The 15,169-nt window shown below is 64.2% G+C and carries 13 protein-coding genes and 1 tRNA gene; 4 read left to right on the top strand and 10 right to left on the bottom strand.

Features of this window, described 5'->3' with window-relative positions; translation table 11 throughout:
* Positions 1 to 176 precede the first annotated feature (176 nt).
* From D3869_RS13730 to D3869_RS13715, 4 genes are all read right to left on the bottom strand, one after another.
* On the bottom strand, positions 177 to 848 hold the full coding sequence (locus tag D3869_RS13730) for a recombinase family protein (protein WP_247895653.1): 672 nt from the start codon (positions 846 to 848) through the stop codon (positions 177 to 179).
* Between the two features lie 244 nt (positions 849 to 1,092).
* A complete protein-coding gene (locus D3869_RS13725; protein WP_175426466.1) occupies positions 1,093 to 2,301 on the bottom strand; it encodes a reverse transcriptase domain-containing protein in 1,209 nt (402 codons plus the stop codon).
* 1,294 nt (positions 2,302 to 3,595) lie between these two features.
* Entirely contained in the window at positions 3,596 to 4,180 is a 585-nt protein-coding gene (locus tag D3869_RS13720; protein ID WP_247895652.1) for an IS630 family transposase, read from the bottom strand.
* A gap of 20 nt (positions 4,181 to 4,200) precedes the next feature.
* Complete coding sequence (locus D3869_RS13715) at positions 4,201 to 4,560, bottom strand: IS630 transposase-related protein (RefSeq protein WP_137140950.1); 360 nt, start codon at positions 4,558 to 4,560, stop codon at positions 4,201 to 4,203.
* Between the two features lie 112 nt (positions 4,561 to 4,672).
* On the opposite strand from D3869_RS13715, the gene D3869_RS13710 reads away from it, so the two are divergent.
* The 3 genes from D3869_RS13710 to D3869_RS13700 are packed head-to-tail and all read left to right on the top strand — an operon-like array spanning position 4,673 to position 6,130.
* On the top strand, positions 4,673 to 5,383 hold the full coding sequence (locus D3869_RS13710) for a hypothetical protein (protein ID WP_137140472.1): 711 nt from the start codon (positions 4,673 to 4,675) through the stop codon (positions 5,381 to 5,383).
* A gap of 47 nt (positions 5,384 to 5,430) precedes the next feature.
* Positions 5,431 to 5,901: a hypothetical protein gene (locus D3869_RS13705; protein ID WP_137140471.1), complete on the top strand. Its 471-nt coding sequence runs from the start codon at positions 5,431 to 5,433 to the stop codon at positions 5,899 to 5,901.
* The gene (locus D3869_RS13700; RefSeq protein ID WP_137140470.1) at positions 5,891 to 6,130 is read left to right on the top strand and encodes a hypothetical protein; all 240 of its coding nucleotides are present in this window, start codon (positions 5,891 to 5,893) and stop codon (positions 6,128 to 6,130) included. Before D3869_RS13705 ends, D3869_RS13700 begins: the two co-directional genes overlap by 11 nt.
* Before the next feature lie 224 nt (positions 6,131 to 6,354).
* Here the strand turns inward: D3869_RS13700 and D3869_RS13695 are convergent, their stop codons facing one another.
* The 3 genes from D3869_RS13695 to recJ all read right to left on the bottom strand — a co-directional run bounded on the left by D3869_RS13695 (position 6,355) and on the right by recJ (position 10,047).
* Positions 6,355 to 7,956: a site-specific integrase gene (locus tag D3869_RS13695; protein WP_137140469.1), complete on the bottom strand. Its 1,602-nt coding sequence runs from the start codon at positions 7,954 to 7,956 to the stop codon at positions 6,355 to 6,357.
* Positions 7,957 to 8,048: 92 nt separating this feature from the next.
* Positions 8,049 to 8,124: transfer RNA gene (locus D3869_RS13690), tRNA-Glu, on the bottom strand.
* A gap of 123 nt (positions 8,125 to 8,247) precedes the next feature.
* Positions 8,248 to 10,047: a single-stranded-DNA-specific exonuclease RecJ gene (gene recJ / locus D3869_RS13685; RefSeq protein ID WP_137140468.1), complete on the bottom strand. Its 1,800-nt coding sequence runs from the start codon at positions 10,045 to 10,047 to the stop codon at positions 8,248 to 8,250.
* A gap of 224 nt (positions 10,048 to 10,271) precedes the next feature.
* Here recJ and D3869_RS13680 point away from each other — a divergent pair, with 224 nt between their 5' ends.
* Positions 10,272 to 11,366 (top strand): glycerol dehydrogenase, encoded by a 1,095-nt coding sequence (locus tag D3869_RS13680; RefSeq protein WP_137140467.1) that lies wholly within the window; start codon positions 10,272 to 10,274, stop codon positions 11,364 to 11,366.
* Between the two features lie 63 nt (positions 11,367 to 11,429).
* On the opposite strand, the gene glpX is transcribed toward D3869_RS13680, so the two are convergent.
* Genes glpX through D3869_RS13665 form a run of 3 tightly spaced genes read right to left on the bottom strand, consistent with a single transcriptional unit; the run spans position 11,430 to position 15,047 of the window.
* The gene (gene glpX / locus D3869_RS13675; protein WP_175426465.1) at positions 11,430 to 12,422 is read right to left on the bottom strand and encodes a class II fructose-bisphosphatase; all 993 of its coding nucleotides are present in this window, start codon (positions 12,420 to 12,422) and stop codon (positions 11,430 to 11,432) included.
* A gap of 43 nt (positions 12,423 to 12,465) precedes the next feature.
* Positions 12,466 to 13,773, bottom strand: coding sequence for a homoserine dehydrogenase (locus tag D3869_RS13670; protein WP_137140466.1), 1,308 nt, complete (start codon positions 13,771 to 13,773; stop codon positions 12,466 to 12,468).
* Positions 13,773 to 15,047: an LL-diaminopimelate aminotransferase gene (locus tag D3869_RS13665; RefSeq protein ID WP_137140465.1), complete on the bottom strand. Its 1,275-nt coding sequence runs from the start codon at positions 15,045 to 15,047 to the stop codon at positions 13,773 to 13,775. The genes D3869_RS13670 and D3869_RS13665 overlap by 1 nt, the downstream gene beginning before the upstream one ends.
* Positions 15,048 to 15,169: the final 122 nt, after the last annotated feature.

The following is a 15,169-nucleotide window of genomic DNA, read 5'->3' as shown; positions in this document are numbered from 1 at the left end:
AATCAACAACTTAGAACCCTGAACATCTTCCACATCGTAGCACCGCTCGTATCACTTGAGCAAGGCGTCCATGATGGGAGCGCCACATAGGTGATGCGCACACGTTACCGAACCTTCCTTCGAAGTCTGATCGTGTTGACCTCCCGCCGCTGGCAGGGCTGAGGTTCGGCACCCGCTTAGTAGGCCAGCAGTCGGGACACCTGGGAGGCGCTGAACGGCTTCCCGGCGCGGGTAACATGCCCGAGCCGGGCCAGTTCAGCCGCGATCTCCCGAAGAGACCGGGTCTTGCCTGTCTTCGGGTTCTTTCTGGCGAGGCGCTTGGCCTCGCGCACCACGTCCGGGTTGGTGTCGTCGTACCCCTTCCGACCTTCGATGCGCTTCCCCGCTGCTGCCGACTTCCGGTCGCGCGCGCCCTTCAGCTTGGCAACGAGGTTGGCCTTTTCAAACTCGCTCACGGCGCCCAGAATCTGCCGGACCATGCGCGCGGTGGGGGTGTCGGCAGTGAAGGCGTCGGGATCGTCGGCGGCGATCAGCGTGAAGCCCTGGGCCTTCAGCGAGGCGTAGCCGACCTCCTGCACGATCAGGTCGCGGGCGAAGCGGCTGGCGTTCTCCACGATGATCGTCGTGACGTTGGTCTCGGTCGCCCACGCCAGCAAGGACGTGAAGCCGTCCCGCTGGTCGATAGGGTCCGCCCCGCTCACCGCCGCGTCGTAGAACTCCTTCACGACCTCGAACCCGGCGCGGCTCGCGTAGCTGTCCACGGCGGCGCGCTGGCGCTGGTCGCTGTCACCACCGACGTTCGCCGCAGAACTGGTCCGAAGGTACGCGATTGCCTGGACGGGCTTCATGTCGTTCTCCATGGAAGAACCTGAGCGGCGTAGCGGCTTACGTGCGCATTGTCGTACCTGTTTCCTGAGAAAAAGGTACACCAGTGTCTGCACCGAAGCAAGCACCACGCCTGTCAGGGGTAGGTATGGTGCTACGAGGTAGCTGCGCCGAGCACGCCTCCTCCTCGAAGCACCTGGAGATCTACCAGCTTGAACAGTATCAACTGCCGGGGTCGCGTAGCGCACCATGCCCACGCCCTGAGCATTAGGTTAGTGAAAGGAACTTCCTCTGCTCGACGGTCAACGCAGCAACCGCAGCATTGCCGAACAGGCTCTCGAACAGTCTTTGACGGCACTGCGCCTGAAGATTGATTAGGTGGGATTCGAGATCCTTGATGTTATCCCCGAGATGGTATGCATGGACATAGCCATCCACAATCCGGCCAAGCTGCGCCAAGGCAGACTCAATAGACTTTGCCTTCTTAGGGACTGTCGAGTACGACTGAAAGCTCCTTACCTTATCTGTCAATTCCCGAAAAGCAACCTCAGGAATCCTGGGACGATATCTGCGAGAAGAAATCGGTGAGATTTCATACCCTAGGAACTCCGCAGGTTCATCGGGCGCGTAGATCTTCGTCTTGCTCTCTGCTGCAATAGCTGGAATGCCAAGGTTCAGTTCAGAAAGCAAATCACAACAGACAGTGTGGTACGCCTCGCATTCCTCCCGAGATTCTGCAAACACGATAAAGTCATCAGCGTACCGGACGAGGTTTTCTCGACGGTCGTTAAAATGCCTGTCAAATGGAGCAAGAAAGAAGTTCGATAGTACAGGCGAGAGGGGCATACCCTGCCTCAACCCCTTACCGTTCCTAATACTCGTGGTGGCAATCTTCTTCCTGGTATCCGGGTCTACTTCACCGATCTCACAGTTGACAGCTTGCTCAAGCAACTTAAGAACCGATACGCTCCGAACACACCGCCTCAGGCGATCCACCAAGATCTGACGATCGATCTCGTCGAAGAACGACAAGATGTCGGACTTGAAGGCCCAAGGCAGTTGACCTCGCCGTCTACAAGCAGTCTTGACGGCCCCCGCCACTCCGCGATCTCGACCACTAATGAATCCAAAGCTTGCGTTGTTCTCAAGCTTCAGCCGGTCAGTCTCCTTGGTCAGGAACGCAACCAACGCTCTCTGGACGAGACGATCACGCACATTGGGAATGCAGATGATCCGGTACTTGGATGAGTTCGGCTTCTGGAAGGCCACAGCCCGCAGCGGGTCGAATCGAAAGCTGCCGTCCAGCAACTGGACGCGCACCTCAGATAGGTTGTCAATTAGCTTCAAGGCAAACGCTTCAGGGCGCCTACCATCAGGTCCGGCGGCCTTCTTGCCCCCTTTGGCGTCACCAGACGCATCCCACACGGCTTTGAGATTGCTGATGCGGGCAAGTCTTTGAAGCGCGGGTACTGCCAAGCGTCCTCCCAGTGTTTCCGAATTAGGCACCCACACTAGGTATCAGCACGTGCGCTTCGAGGCTTCGAGCACGGAACGTGGTTCCGGCTGTTCACCTGTCGCTGCCTGCGATGCTCGCTGCCGGTCTTGATCCGCGACCGATCGGCGCCATCGTGACACCGTGGACGGATTGCAACCGCACTCGCACCATCGGCTGACCGCTTCGCCCCCAACGCGACCGAGACCTGCGCCCCGAACGAGATGTTGGCACCCGCAGCCAGTTCACTCAGCCCCAGTATACTATAGCACACCGCGACCGCCGCCGCAAGCGAAACCGCCCGACGGACACGCAACCCTTGCGCTTCCCCAGGAGCCGCGCCAGCAGCCCCGCCCTTCCGATCAAGCATTCTAGCCCCCTCTTCTCTGCTTGGGTGCAGGGGCCATCCGGAAGGTGCCTGCCAGCACTCGCGTGCGCTTCGAGGCTTCGAGCACGGAACGTGGTTCCGGCTGTTCACCTGTCGCTGCCTGCGATGCTCGCTGCCGGTCTTGATCCGCGACCGATCGGCGCCATCGTGACACCGTGGACGGATTGCAACCGTACTCGCACCACCGACGCTCAATCAGTGGACGTTGCCCGGCGGATGAGTCCGGGAGACGTGAACGATCACAAGTTTGTCACAGGCTCACGAATTTTCAAGCGAAAAAGTGGTGGAAGGTGCCAACGCGTTACCCCCAGCGCACCATGTCGCACATTCCAGATTGCGCGGCAGCTTGGAATACTCCCGCACAGTTAGGCACGTAAGCTACACGCCCCAGATACACTGACATCGATGTGTTCGGCGGTGATGTCCAACCTATTCCGTCCCAACGCCAGACGAGGAGAACGGTGACGAGCGCGCGCCGATGACCAGCGCCGCCTCCCCGACATCCTCAACGCAGCTTCCTCACGATGTTGGAAGAGAACGACGAACATCGACAAGATCGAGATCAGCATCAAAGCACAGGCGGCACCAGCGCCCTACCGACAAGAGCCACCCTCGATGGCGAGACAATTCACTACATACCTTGTATTTTACGTAAATTGCCTATTATCTTGAAACTTGGGCGCTTGGGACATACAGGGTAGTTGGAGGATGGTGTTCAAAATACGGTTCTGAACCGTCAAGAAGTTCAAAACTCAGAACTTCTGCTGACGATCAAAGCCATACGGCGCCTAGCTATTGCCCAGCCGCATATGGGGCGCTGGTATTAAGCATGGAGAACATCGCCCTGAAGAACACCAACATCTACGAGAACAACTAAAGCGGATTTCGGCTCAGTTTAGATTCGGGTAGCCGCATAGCTTGAACCACGCTTTGGCGTCGGTGGCGGTGATCGCATTGAGGGCTGGGCCGAGTTCCTCGTTGAGGGCCTCGACGGTGCGGGCTTCCTTGGCGCGCAGGATTCCTTTGAGCTTGGCCCAGCCGGGCTCGATGGGCGACAGGTCGGGCGAGTAGCGCGGGAGGAAGCGGACACGGATCCCTGCGGTCTCAAAGGCGGCGAGGATATCGGCCCGCTTGTGAGCGGAAAGGTTGTCCATCACGACCACGGCGCCGGGTTTGTCGCGCCGGAGCACGGGCAAGAGCACCTGCTCGACAAAGGCGAGAAACACGGCCGAGGAGGTAGACGCCTCGATGCTCATGGCGGCCAGCATGCCTTCGGCGCTCAACGCCCCGAGCACCGTGACGCGGTGCCACGACCCACAGGGCACGGACCCGAGCGCCCGCTGGCCGCGCGGCGCCCGGGCCTGGGTGGGCGTCATCTGGGTGTTGATGCCGGTTTCATCGAGGAAAACCAAACGCGCCGGTTCGTGGACCACCGCATCGTCCCGGTAGGCCGCGCGTTCCGCGGCGATATCCATGCGCTCTTGCTCGCTGGCCCTCAGCGTCTTTTTTTGCGCGCCAACCCCAGCCGCTTCAAGGTGCGGCACACCACCGCCGGGCTCAGCGCGATGCCGGTGCGTGCGGCCAACCGGTCGCGGTACTGTGCCAGTGTCGCGTCATTATCCTCCCGCACCAAGGCCCGCAGCACGCTCACGCCCTCCGCGTCCAGTTTGGCTGGTACGCCGCCGGCATGGGGCTTGGCGACCCGCCGCCCCTCAAGGCGCGCGGCCCGCACCCAGTTGTACGCGCAGGCTCGGCTGATCTGGAAGCGCCGCGCCAGCAACTCGGGGCCGCCCTCGTGGCGCTCATAAGCCAGCAGAACCCGTTCGCGCAGATCGGCGGAATATGGCTGGCCCATGGCGCGCGGTCCTTCAGCGGTGTCTTCCTCCAACCGCTCAGGCCAGCCAAAATTCCGTCTATACTCAGCGACAATCCGCTTTAAGATCATGCCGAGGAAGTCATCCACATCGTTGTCACGCGAGGCCGTAACAAACCTCACCAATGCATTCCGTTTCAGTGAGTACAAGCGTACCCCACTGACTGCCTTCGTAACTATTGACTGGTCCCTCACTGATGGATGGAGTGAAGTCAACCACCAGGAGCGTCAGAGCCGTTTCATCGCCAAGATGAACCGCTGGCTGCGCAGAAACAATATTGTACCCACGTACATCTGGACGCTCGAAGCAGTTCGCAAGCGTTCGGTCACTGACCTGTTGACAAAGCACCGGGTCCACATGCATCTGGCCGTGCATGTGCCGAAGAAGTTGTTCGCGGAGTTCATTATTAACTTCAACTCCTTCGTACCGGGTCATACTGGGAATCAGCACATTACCTACTTCGAGCGCGACCAGGGCGACGACACGCCCAAGTTCTACTTCCACCCTAATCAACGGCTCGGTGGGATTCTGTACCGCCTCAAAGGGGTCGATCACACGTTGACCTTCTACGGTCCGTCCGGCCCAGAGAACTTCGCCGCCCATCTCGGCATCCAGCACCGTGGGATGCAGGGGGTCATACGGACCAAGCGGGCCGGGGTCAGCCACTCTCTGGGCTTCCGACAGCGGCTCCGGGCCGGGTGGGACGAAGAGACCACGCCGGACGGGCTGGCGGCGCTCTTGCAGCCGGACGGCAAGAACGGCACTCCCCACCCACACGACCTTCCATTCAGCATGGCGGCGTAAATAGTCAATGGACGACAAGTCCGACAACTGCAATGGAGGGTAACAATGTGTCCAGTAACACGATTGTTCATGTGCAAACATGGAAAGTAGCAGAGCTTCTTGAAGAGTACGCGGACGCCATTGGCAAACCAATCAGTCAAGCCGGTACTCAGCTTCTTGAAGAAGGATTGGACACTTGGGAGCGAACCAAGCGCCGCCAGGAGCATGAATACGAGATCAAGAAGAGCGAGGACGAAATCGCCGACTTAAAGTCGAGGCGATTTGTGCCACCCGACAACCCAGAAGGCGATGAACTGGACGCCGATCTCGCTGAATTGATCCGGCGCGCAGGGATCGACAACGTGTACCACGGGGTTGCGCGGCGGTTGATCGAGGAGATCACCAAGACGGACGTAGAAGTGCTGCGTCGCTACGCATTGTCGTTCGTGCAGGCGAACCAGCGGAATGGCCCCCTGCTCGACCGGATCGCCCGTGCACTCGAACAGATCAGCCGGGAGGTCTCTCGCCATGACCGTTGAAGCCTTGGACACGGACGCTCGTTGGAGCTTGCGCCTCTCCGACCCCCAAGCCATGGCCGAGTTGCGTGAGCTTGCCGGGGTGCTGGCCGTCCTCAAGGGGACGACCGTCGGCAACGTGGTGTACACGGCAGTGCTCGAACACGCTGGCGTTCACCTGGGACCGGTAATGGTCAAGGAGATCATAAAGGCGGGCGGGCGCCCCCGTCAGTACCCATCGGCAAGCCCCTAGGAAGCCCGCTGAACCGGGTCTGGCTACCGGAAGGAGGGGCAACAACCACCCCGCCCTTCCGGGCGCCTCTGGCGGTCTTCTGAGGCAGCAGTCCCGATGGCGACCAACCGGCGCCTATTGGAGACCGCCCAGCGCGTCCGAATGCCCCTGATCGCGATGAACGGAAGGGTACCCTCTGTACCACTCAAGGCGCGACTACCACGCTCCCCTCCAGTCTATACGATCTATCGTAGGTGTTTTAGGTCGAGGCCGGGGAACGCGACCGAATCAATGACGTCGCTCTCGTGCGGGAGCAGGTCGCGTGACCCGTAAAGCGCCCCAGTGCCCTGCCGAAAATGCCCCATTAAGCGATCTCGTGTCTCCGCGTTGTCGGTAGCCGCACGGAGCGCATCGGCGAACGTGTGCCGGAACGAATGGAACACCTTCGTTCGCGTCTTCATCTTGATATTAACCAGAAAGACGGCATTCCACCACTTTGAATAGTTAAATCCAAGAAATATTCGCCCATCTTTCGAAAGCAGCTTCCGCCCTTCTACCCAATCCAAGAACCCCAAGTCCTCCAGGTCGTTGTGCATCGGCACTTGCCTCACCGCTGAGGCAGTTTTCAGATTCTTCTTGTTCCCGTTCTTTGACACGGGGTTCACAGAAAAGTGCACTCGCCCATTCAGAACGATCAAATCATCAAACTCTAACTGAGCGATCTCTGACAAGCGCATCCCAGTGTAAAGACCCACGAGCGGAAACCAGTAGCGGTGGTCACCGCGTAGGATGCGCGAGCCGGGTTCGTAGATACGATGTTCGTCTAGGCATCCGGTATAGAGAGGCACGTTGAAGATACGCTTGAGGTCGTCTATCGAATATACCCGGTCGCCCTTCTGATTAGCAGTAGCAAACGCCGTCCGCTCCACGGTGACCTTCCGGGCCGGGTTCTCATCGATTAGATGACGCGCATATGCCCATGTAAAAAACACGCGAATGTTGCTAATGGACCGATTGACAGAGTCATAAGCAAGTGCGCCATTCCCTTTATCGCTGGAGGTAACAAGAAGCTTCTGATAGAATGATTCAATATCGTACGTATCAATATCCGCAATAGGCTTCTCGCCGACCAGCTTTGCCAAACGTTCAAACGTCTTCTTATATCCCTTTCCACTACTCGTGTAGTTGCCGTCCGCGTCGAGATGACCACGTGCGCGAAGAAATTCATCCAAGAACGACGTAAAGGGGCGCGCGGCCTTCTCCTTAAAGGACTGTAGGCGTTGAGGACTTACCTCAGTAGCGGACTGCTGCTGCCCGGCATTCGGCGCGACTGCCACGCACGTGTCTCTCAGGCGTCTACGAACCAGTTGGTCAACGTCAGGCGCCCAACCACCGTACATCTCATGGTGCTCTGCGGTCGCACAGCCGACAAGTATCTGGAATGCTTGGTCTCCAAGGCGGATGTCGCGAGAAGCAAGGTAGGTCTTGAGGGATTCTACGAGTTCGCACTCGCTACCAAGCCCAAGACCGCGATTGCTCCCTAGGGGATCGACTTCAGGATTCGTCTCCCAATGCCAGCGTGCCCAATGGTGTGCAACAATCTCTATCGCATCCAAAGAAACGCCCGGCCAATCACCCGAACGAGCAAGCGCGAGCTTATCTTCGAATCGCTTGCGTGCATCCGCGTAACGGGCGGGCACTTCGGATGCATCCTTGGTCCGCAGACTCTCGATGATCTCTTTCCGTCCCAGGACGCCTTGAAGCTCCTTGGGCACGAGACCCCGGAACCAGTACATACCCGTACGCGGGTGCTTTTGCAGATAGGGTAGTTTCGCCATGCCTTCCATGCCCCCATCGTAGCACAGTTCGTAGCACTGCGCAGGGCTGGAAGTACCTGATCTCGCAAGACTTCTTGCGCATCACCGCGTCGGAGCGGTGGTGGCGTCCCCAAGGGGATTCGAACCCCTGTCGCCGCCGTGAAAGGGCGGTGTCCTAGGCCTCTAGACGATGGGGACGTCGTTGGCGTGGCGGGATTACTAATGGGATGACGGGCCGAGCGCAAGCGTTTTTTCCAACTCCTTTCTACCCCGTTCGCGTATGCCCCCCATGCAGCGCTCCCGAGCCGAATTTGTTTGCATTCACATGGTTTGCGCGGGTGCGGCGTCGTCGATCAGGAGCTGGACTCCCTCCGCCCCGTTCCAGCGGTCGATGCGCAGGACACCGGCGATGTGGAAGGGCGATCCGCGGCCCATCAGCAGGGCTTTTCCCATCTCGCTCTCCAGCGCGCGGAAGGCGATGGCCTTCAGCCGGGCGCCGTCGCTGCCCTGCAGGATGCAGCGGACGTGATTCGCCCCGACCACGTCGGCCCGCACCACGCGGGCGTCGGTGACGGCGAAGCGCGGCTCGGCGTTGCCGGTGCCGAACGGGCCGAGCTGGTTCAGGCGGTCCACCAGGGACGTGTTCGCCGCCCCCACGGACAGCGCGCCGTCCAGTTCCAGCGTCGGCACCAGCGGGGCCGCGGCCACCTGTTCGGCGACGCGGCCGGTCAGGAAGGCCTGCAGGTCGGCCAGCCTGCTCCCGGCCACAGTGAAGCCCGCCGCCATGCGGTGCCCGCCGCCGGCCATCAGCAACCCCTCCTGCCGCGCCGCGATCACCGCCGCCCCGAGATCGACCCCGCGCACCGAACGGCCCGAGGCCTTGCCGATCACCGTGCCGTCCGCCCCCTCCTCCAGGGCGATGACGCAGGCGGGGCGGCTGTAGCGCTCCTTCAGGCGGCTGGCGACGATGCCGATCACGCCGGGATGCCAACCCTCCCCCGCCACGAAGACCAGCTCGGCCAGCTCCTCGGCGTGCTCCTCCAGCCGGGCCATGGCGTCAGCGAGCACGCCCTGCTCCACCGCGCGGCGCTCGGCGTTGTGAGCCTCCAGCTTCTGGGCCAGTTCCATCGCCTCCATGGGGTCGTCGGTGGAGAGCAGCCGCGCCCCAAGGTCCGACGCGCCGACGCGCCCGCCCGCGTTGACCCGCGGGCCGAGCACGAAGCCGGCGTGGTAGGCGTCCGGCTTCTCCTTCACCCCGGCGACGTCGGACAGGGCGGACAGGCCGGGGTTGGCGCGCCGCGCCATCACCTTCAGCCCCTGCGCCACCAGCGCCCGGTTCAACCCGGTCAGGGGAACCACATCGCACACCGTGCCCAGAGCCACGAGGTCGAGCCACTCCATCAGGTTCGGCTCGTTGCGGCCCGCGTAGAATCCGGCGCTGCGCAGCGCCCGGTTCACCGCCACCACGGCCAGGAAGGTGACCCCCGCCGCGCACAGCGTGCGATAGGCGCCGTCCTCGTCCAGCCGGTTCGGGTTGACCAGGGCAACGGCCGGCGGCAGGCGCGGTTCCGCCGCGTGATGGTCGAGCACCACCACCTCCAGCCCGGCCTCCGCCGCCGCCTCCAGCGCCGCGAAGGCGGAGATCCCGCAATCCACCGTCACCACCAGCCGCACGCCCTCGGCCTTCAGCCGCAGCAGCGCCGGGCCGTTGGGGCCGTAGCCTTCCTTCATGCGGTCGGGCACGTAGATGCGCAGGTCCGCCCCCACCGCCCGGAAAAAGCGCCGCAGCAGCGCGGAGGAGGTGGCGCCGTCCACGTCGTAGTCGCCGAAGACGGCCACCGGCTCGCCGTCCATGAGGGCGCGGGCGATGCGCTCCGCCGCGATGTCCATGTCCTTGAAGCGGGAGGGGTCGGGAAGCAGCGCCTTCAGCGTCGGGTTCAGAAAGCCGTCGCAGGCCTCCTCCGTCACCCCGCGGGCGGCGAGCACCCGCCCGACGATCTCCGGCAGCCCCCGCCCCTGCGCCAGCCCCCAGGCCAGCCGCTCGTCGTAGGGCCGCGCCTGCCAGCGCTTGCCGGACAGGGAATGGGCGACGTTCAGGAAGGGGGGAACGGTGTCGGTCATGCTGCCCAGGATGCCACGGATCGGAAAGGCCGAAGCCATAGCAGATGGGGGACGGGCGGGCCAGCGGATGGGGCTCTCCCGGTGGGTTTCCAGCGGGTCCGGTGCCGCCGCGCCTGTACGCAAAGGTGGCAGGCGCCCTTGCCGCACCGCAACTTGAGGCAGGTCATTGCGGGTGGAGAGCCGTCCTGCTCCACTGCGGTCAACACCACGCGGAGGAGGGAACCATGATCACCACGGCGATCTTTCCGGCCCGCTACGTCCAGGGCAACGGCGCGCTCGACAGTCTGGGCGAGGATCTGGCGCGGCTGGGCAAGACGGTTCTGGCCGTCACCGACGGCTTCGTCCTGAAGACGCTGAAAGGCCGGCTGGTCGATGCCGCCGCCGGGCGCGTCACGATGGACATCCAGGAATTCCGCGGCGAATGCTCCGACGAGGAGATCGAGCGGCTGGTCGGCATCGCCCGCGCCATGGGCGCCGACGTCGTGGCCGGCATCGGCGGCGGCAAGGCGCTCGACACCGCCAAGGCGGTCGCCCACGCGCTGGACGCGCGCACCGCCATCGTCCCGACGCTCGCCTCCACCGACGCGCCGTGCAGCGCGCTGTCGGTGATCTACACGCTGGAAGGCGCCTTCAAGCGCTACCTCGTGCTGCCGCGCAACCCCGACCTCGTGCTGGTCGACACCGGCGTGGTGGCGGGTGCCCCGGTGCGCTTCCTCGTCTCCGGCATGGGCGACGCCCTGTCCACCTGGTTCGAGGCGGAGGACTGCCGCATCAAGCGCGGCGGCAACATGACCGGGCGCGTCGGCCCGATGACCGCCTTCGCGCTGGCCCGGCTGTGCTACGACACGCTGCTGGAGTATGGCGTGCTCGCCAAGTCGGCCTGCGAGCAGGGCGTGGTCACCCCGGCGCTGGAGCGCATCGTCGAGGCCAACACGCTGCTGAGCGGGCTGGGCTTCGAGAGCGGCGGGCTGGCGGCGGCGCACGCCGTCCACAACGGCCTGACCGCGTTGGAGGAAACGCACCACTACTGGCACGGCGAGAAGGTCGCCTTCGGCACGCTGACGCTGCTGATCCTGACCGACCGGCCGCCGGCGGTGCTGGACGAGGTCTACGGATTCTGCAAGGTGGTGGGGCTGCCGACGACGCTGGCCGAGATCGGTCTTGGCGACGTGTCGGACGAGCGGCTCCTTCTGGCGGCGGAACGGGCCTGCGCCGAGGGCGAGACCATCCACAACGAGCCGCACGAGATCACACCGCAGCGCGTTCTGGCCGCCATGAAGGCCGCCGACGCCGAAGGGCGGCGGCGGAAGAGCCTATAGGCTTCATCAAATAAGAAAGGGGCGCGCGGCAGACCACCGCGCGCCCCTTTTTCTTGCGCAGCCTCAGGCCATGGCCGGCTTGCGCTGCAGGTTGTGGTGCGCCTCGACGTAGCGCACGGTGCCCGACTTGGAGCGCATGATCACCGAATGGGTGGTCGCGCCGCCGGGGAAGCGGCGCACGCCGCGCAGCATGGCGCCGTCGGTCACGCCGGTCGCGGCGAACATGACGTTGCCGCTGGCCAGCTCGGTCAGGCTGTACTTCTTGTTCAGGTCCTTGACGCCCCAGCGGGCGGCGCGGGCCTTCTCGTCGTCGTTGCGGAACAGCAGACGGCCCTGGAACTGACCGCCGATGCAGCGCAGCGCCGCCGCGGCCAGAACGCCTTCCGGCGCGCCGCCGGAGCCGACATACATGTCCACGCCGGTGCCGACCTGGCTGGTGGCGATCACGCCCGAGACGTCGCCGTCATTGATCAGCATGATGCGCGCGCCGGCCTCGCGGACGCGGGCGATCAGCTCGGCGTGGCGCGGACGGTTCAGGATGCAGACCAGCAGCTCCTGCACCTCGGTGCCCTTGGCCTTGGCCAGGGCCTTGAGGTTGTTGGCCGGGGTCTCGTCGAGATCGACCACGCCTTCCGGCAGGCCGGAGCCGACGGCGATCTTGTCCATGTAGACGTCGGGCGCGTTCAGGAAGCCGCCCTCGTCCGCCATGGCGATGACGGCCAGCGAGTTCGGGCCGCCGGTGGCGCAGATGGTGGTGCCTTCCAGCGGGTCGAGCGCGATGTCGACCTTCGGCCCGCGGCCGATGCCGGCGCCGACCTTCTCGCCGATGTAGAGCATGGGCGCCTCGTCGCGCTCGCCCTCTCCGATCACGACGGTGCCGTCGATGTAGAGGGTGTTGAGCGCCTGGCGCATGGCGTCGACCGCGGCCTGGTCGGCAAGCTTCTCGTCACCGCGGCCCATCAGCAGCGACGCGGACAGCGCGGCGGCCTCGGTGACGCGTACGGCTTCCAGAGCCAGGTTCCGGTCCATACCGGACAGGTCGACATGAACGGACATGTTGTTCTCCCCCGAATCGATGCTCGGTTCTTCTATGGTTCGGTCAAAACTGTTCGATGCGGATCATGCGCGGCGGCTCGACCACCGACTCCTTGGCGGCGATGGTGGCAAGCGCGCGCTGCATGGCCGCCTCGTCGGTGTCATGGGTGGTCAGGACCACCGGCACCGCTTCGCCGGGGGCGCGCCCGCGCTGCAGGAACTGCTCCATGGAGACGTTCTGGTCGCGCATGGCCGCCGCAACATCCGCTATCACGCCGGGGCGGTCCACGACCATCAGGCGTACGTAGTACGACCCCCGGCGGGCCTCCATCGGGGACGGCTGGGCCTCGGAAAGCTGGGCCGCCGGCACGCCGAAGGTGGGGGTGGAGCGCCCGCGGGCGATGTCGATCAGGTCGGCGACCACGGCCGAGGCCGTCGGTCCCTCGCCGGCGCCGCGGCCGACGAACAGCACGCGGTCCACGAAATCGCCCTGGGCGATCACGGCGTTGAACACGCCGTCCACCGCCGCGATGGGTGCTGCCTTCGGCACCATGCAGGGGTGCACGCGCTGCTCGATCCCGTGGTCGGTGCGCCGGGCGATGCCCAGCAGCTTGATCCGGTAGCCGAGCGCGTCGGCGTAGTCGAAGTCCACCGCCGCGACGTGGCGGATGCCCTCGACATGGACGCTCTGGAAGTCCACCGGCGTGCCGAAGGCCACCGAGGTCAGGATCGCCAGCTTGTGAGCCGCGTCCACGCCGTCGATGTCGAAGCTCGGGTCGGCTTCCGCGTAGCCCAGCTTCTGCGCGTCGGCCAGCACGTCCGCGAAATCGCGGCCGGTGGTGCGCATCTCGGTCAGGATGTAGTTGCAGGTGCCGTTGAGGATGCCGTGCACCTCCGACACCCGGTTGCCCGCCAGCCCCTCGCGCAGCCCCTTGATGATCGGGATGCCGCCGGCCACCGCCGCCTCGAAGCCGATGGCGAGGCCGGCGGCCTCCGCCTTGGCCGCGAGCGCGGTGCCGTGATGGGCGAGCAGCGCCTTGTTGGCGGTGACGACGTGGCGTCCCCGCTCCAGCGCCAGCTCGACGGTCTCCTTCGCCGGCCCCTCGGACCCGCCGATCAGCTCGACCACCACATCCACGCCGGGATGGGCGGCGAGCGCCACCGGATCGTCGTACCATTCGACCGTCGACAGGTCGACGCCACGGTCCTTGCCGCGCGAGCGGGCGCTGACCGCCACCACCTCGATGCGGCGGCCGCAGCGCTGCTCGATCAGGTCGGCCTGCCGCTCCAGAAGCTTCAGAACGCCCGCGCCGACCGTGCCCAGGCCCGCGACGGCGATGTTCAGGGGGCCTGCTTTGTGGGAGTCGGACATTAGGCTTTCGCTTTCTCGGGGTCGAGGAGGGCGGCGCGCGCCGCCGGGTCCTTGCTCGCCGCCGCACCGGCGGCGTTGGAGCGGAAGAACTCCTTGATGTTGCGGGTCGCCTGACGGATGCGGTGGACGTTCTCCACCAGCGCCAGACGGACATGGCCGTCGCCGTACTCGCCGAAGCCGATGCCCGGCGCCACGGCCACCTTGGCCTCCTGCAGCAGCAACTTGGAGAATTCCAGCGAGCCGAGATGGGCGAAGGGCTCCGGGATCGGCGCCCAGGCGAACATCGAGGCCGACGGGCTCGGCACCGTCCAGCCGGCCGAGGCCAGCCCTTCGATCATCACGTCGCGGCGCTGGCGGTACATGGTGCGCACCTGCTCCACGCAATCCTGCGGGCCGTTCAGCGCGGCGGTCGCGGCGACCTGGATCGGCGTGAAGGCGCCGTAGTCCAGATACGACTTGATGCGGGCCAGCGCGGTGATGAGCTTCTTGTTGCCGGTGGCGAAGCCGATGCGCCAGCCGGCCATCGAATAGGTCTTCGACATCGAGGTGAACTCGACGGCCACCTCGCGCGCCTCCGGGATCTCCAGGATCGAGGGCGGCGGCTCACCGTCGAAGAAGACCTCGGCGTAGGCCAGGTCCGACAGGATGTAGATGCCGTGCTTGCGGCAGAACTCGACGATCGGGCGGTAGAAGTCGAGGCCGACCACCTCCGCCGTCGGGTTGGACGGGTAGTTCAGCACCAGCGCCAGCGGCTTCGGCACGCTGTGGCGCACGGCGCGCTCCAGCATGATCATGAAGCTGTCGATGTCGGTGGAGGTGCCGTTGGCCTGCCCCACCGGCAGATGGCGCACCGAGGCGCCGGCCAGGATGAAGCCGAACGGATGGATCGGGTAGCTGGGGTTCGGCACCAGGATGATGTCGCCGGGGCTGGTGATCGCCTGGGCGAGGTTGGCCAAGCCTTCCTTCGAGCCGATGGTGACGATGCACTCCGACTCCGGATCGACGTCCACGTTGAAGCGGCGCTTGTAATAGGCCGCGTGCGCCTTGCGCAGGCCGGGGATGCCGCGGGAGTTCGAGTAGCGGTGCGTCTTGGGATCGCGCACGGCCTCGATCAGCTTGTCGACGATGTGCTGGGGCGTCGGCTGGTCCGGGTTGCCCATGCCGAGGTCGATGATGTCCTCGCCGGCAGCTCGGGCTCGCGCCTTCATGGCGTTCACTTCAGCGAAGACGTAGGGCGGAAGCCGCTTGATCCGGTGGAATTCTGAATCGCTCATGGACGCTCCGAAGCCTTGTCCGGCCACGCCACGAACCCATATTTGCGGACCGGGACCACTTATCTACCGCCCCGCATCTTCAGAAGCGAGGTAAAATTCGCGTCCGGCCGCATTCCTGCGCT

Source organism: Azospirillum brasilense (genome assembly GCF_005222205.1).
GTDB classification, from domain to species: Bacteria; Pseudomonadota; Alphaproteobacteria; order Azospirillales; family Azospirillaceae; genus Azospirillum; species Azospirillum brasilense_G.
This window is presented reverse-complemented; position numbering and strand designations above follow the sequence as displayed.

What these genes read in the sequence shown, in the direction of transcription:
- D3869_RS13670 (WP_137140466.1), bottom strand. Translation starts at nt 13,773, where the DNA reads ATGTCCGACTCCCACAAAGCAGGCCCCCTGAACATCGCCGTCGCGGGC.
- D3869_RS13665 (WP_137140465.1), bottom strand. Translation starts at nt 15,047, where the DNA reads ATGAGCGATTCAGAATTCCACCGGATCAAGCGGCTTCCGCCCTACGTC.
- D3869_RS13700 (WP_137140470.1), top strand. Translation starts at nt 5,891, where the DNA reads ATGACCGTTGAAGCCTTGGACACGGACGCTCGTTGGAGCTTGCGCCTC.
- D3869_RS13720 (WP_247895652.1), bottom strand. Translation starts at nt 4,180, where the DNA reads ATGGATATCGCCGCGGAACGCGCGGCCTACCGGGACGATGCGGTGGTC.
- D3869_RS13730 (WP_247895653.1), bottom strand. Translation starts at nt 848, where the DNA reads ATGAAGCCCGTCCAGGCAATCGCGTACCTTCGGACCAGTTCTGCGGCG.
- glpX (WP_175426465.1), bottom strand. Translation starts at nt 12,422, where the DNA reads ATGTCCGTTCATGTCGACCTGTCCGGTATGGACCGGAACCTGGCTCTG.
- recJ (WP_137140468.1), bottom strand. Translation starts at nt 10,047, where the DNA reads ATGACCGACACCGTTCCCCCCTTCCTGAACGTCGCCCATTCCCTGTCC.
- D3869_RS13680 (WP_137140467.1), top strand. Translation starts at nt 10,272, where the DNA reads ATGATCACCACGGCGATCTTTCCGGCCCGCTACGTCCAGGGCAACGGC.
- D3869_RS13715 (WP_137140950.1), bottom strand. Translation starts at nt 4,560, where the DNA reads ATGGGCCAGCCATATTCCGCCGATCTGCGCGAACGGGTTCTGCTGGCT.
- D3869_RS13695 (WP_137140469.1), bottom strand. Translation starts at nt 7,956, where the DNA reads ATGGAAGGCATGGCGAAACTACCCTATCTGCAAAAGCACCCGCGTACG.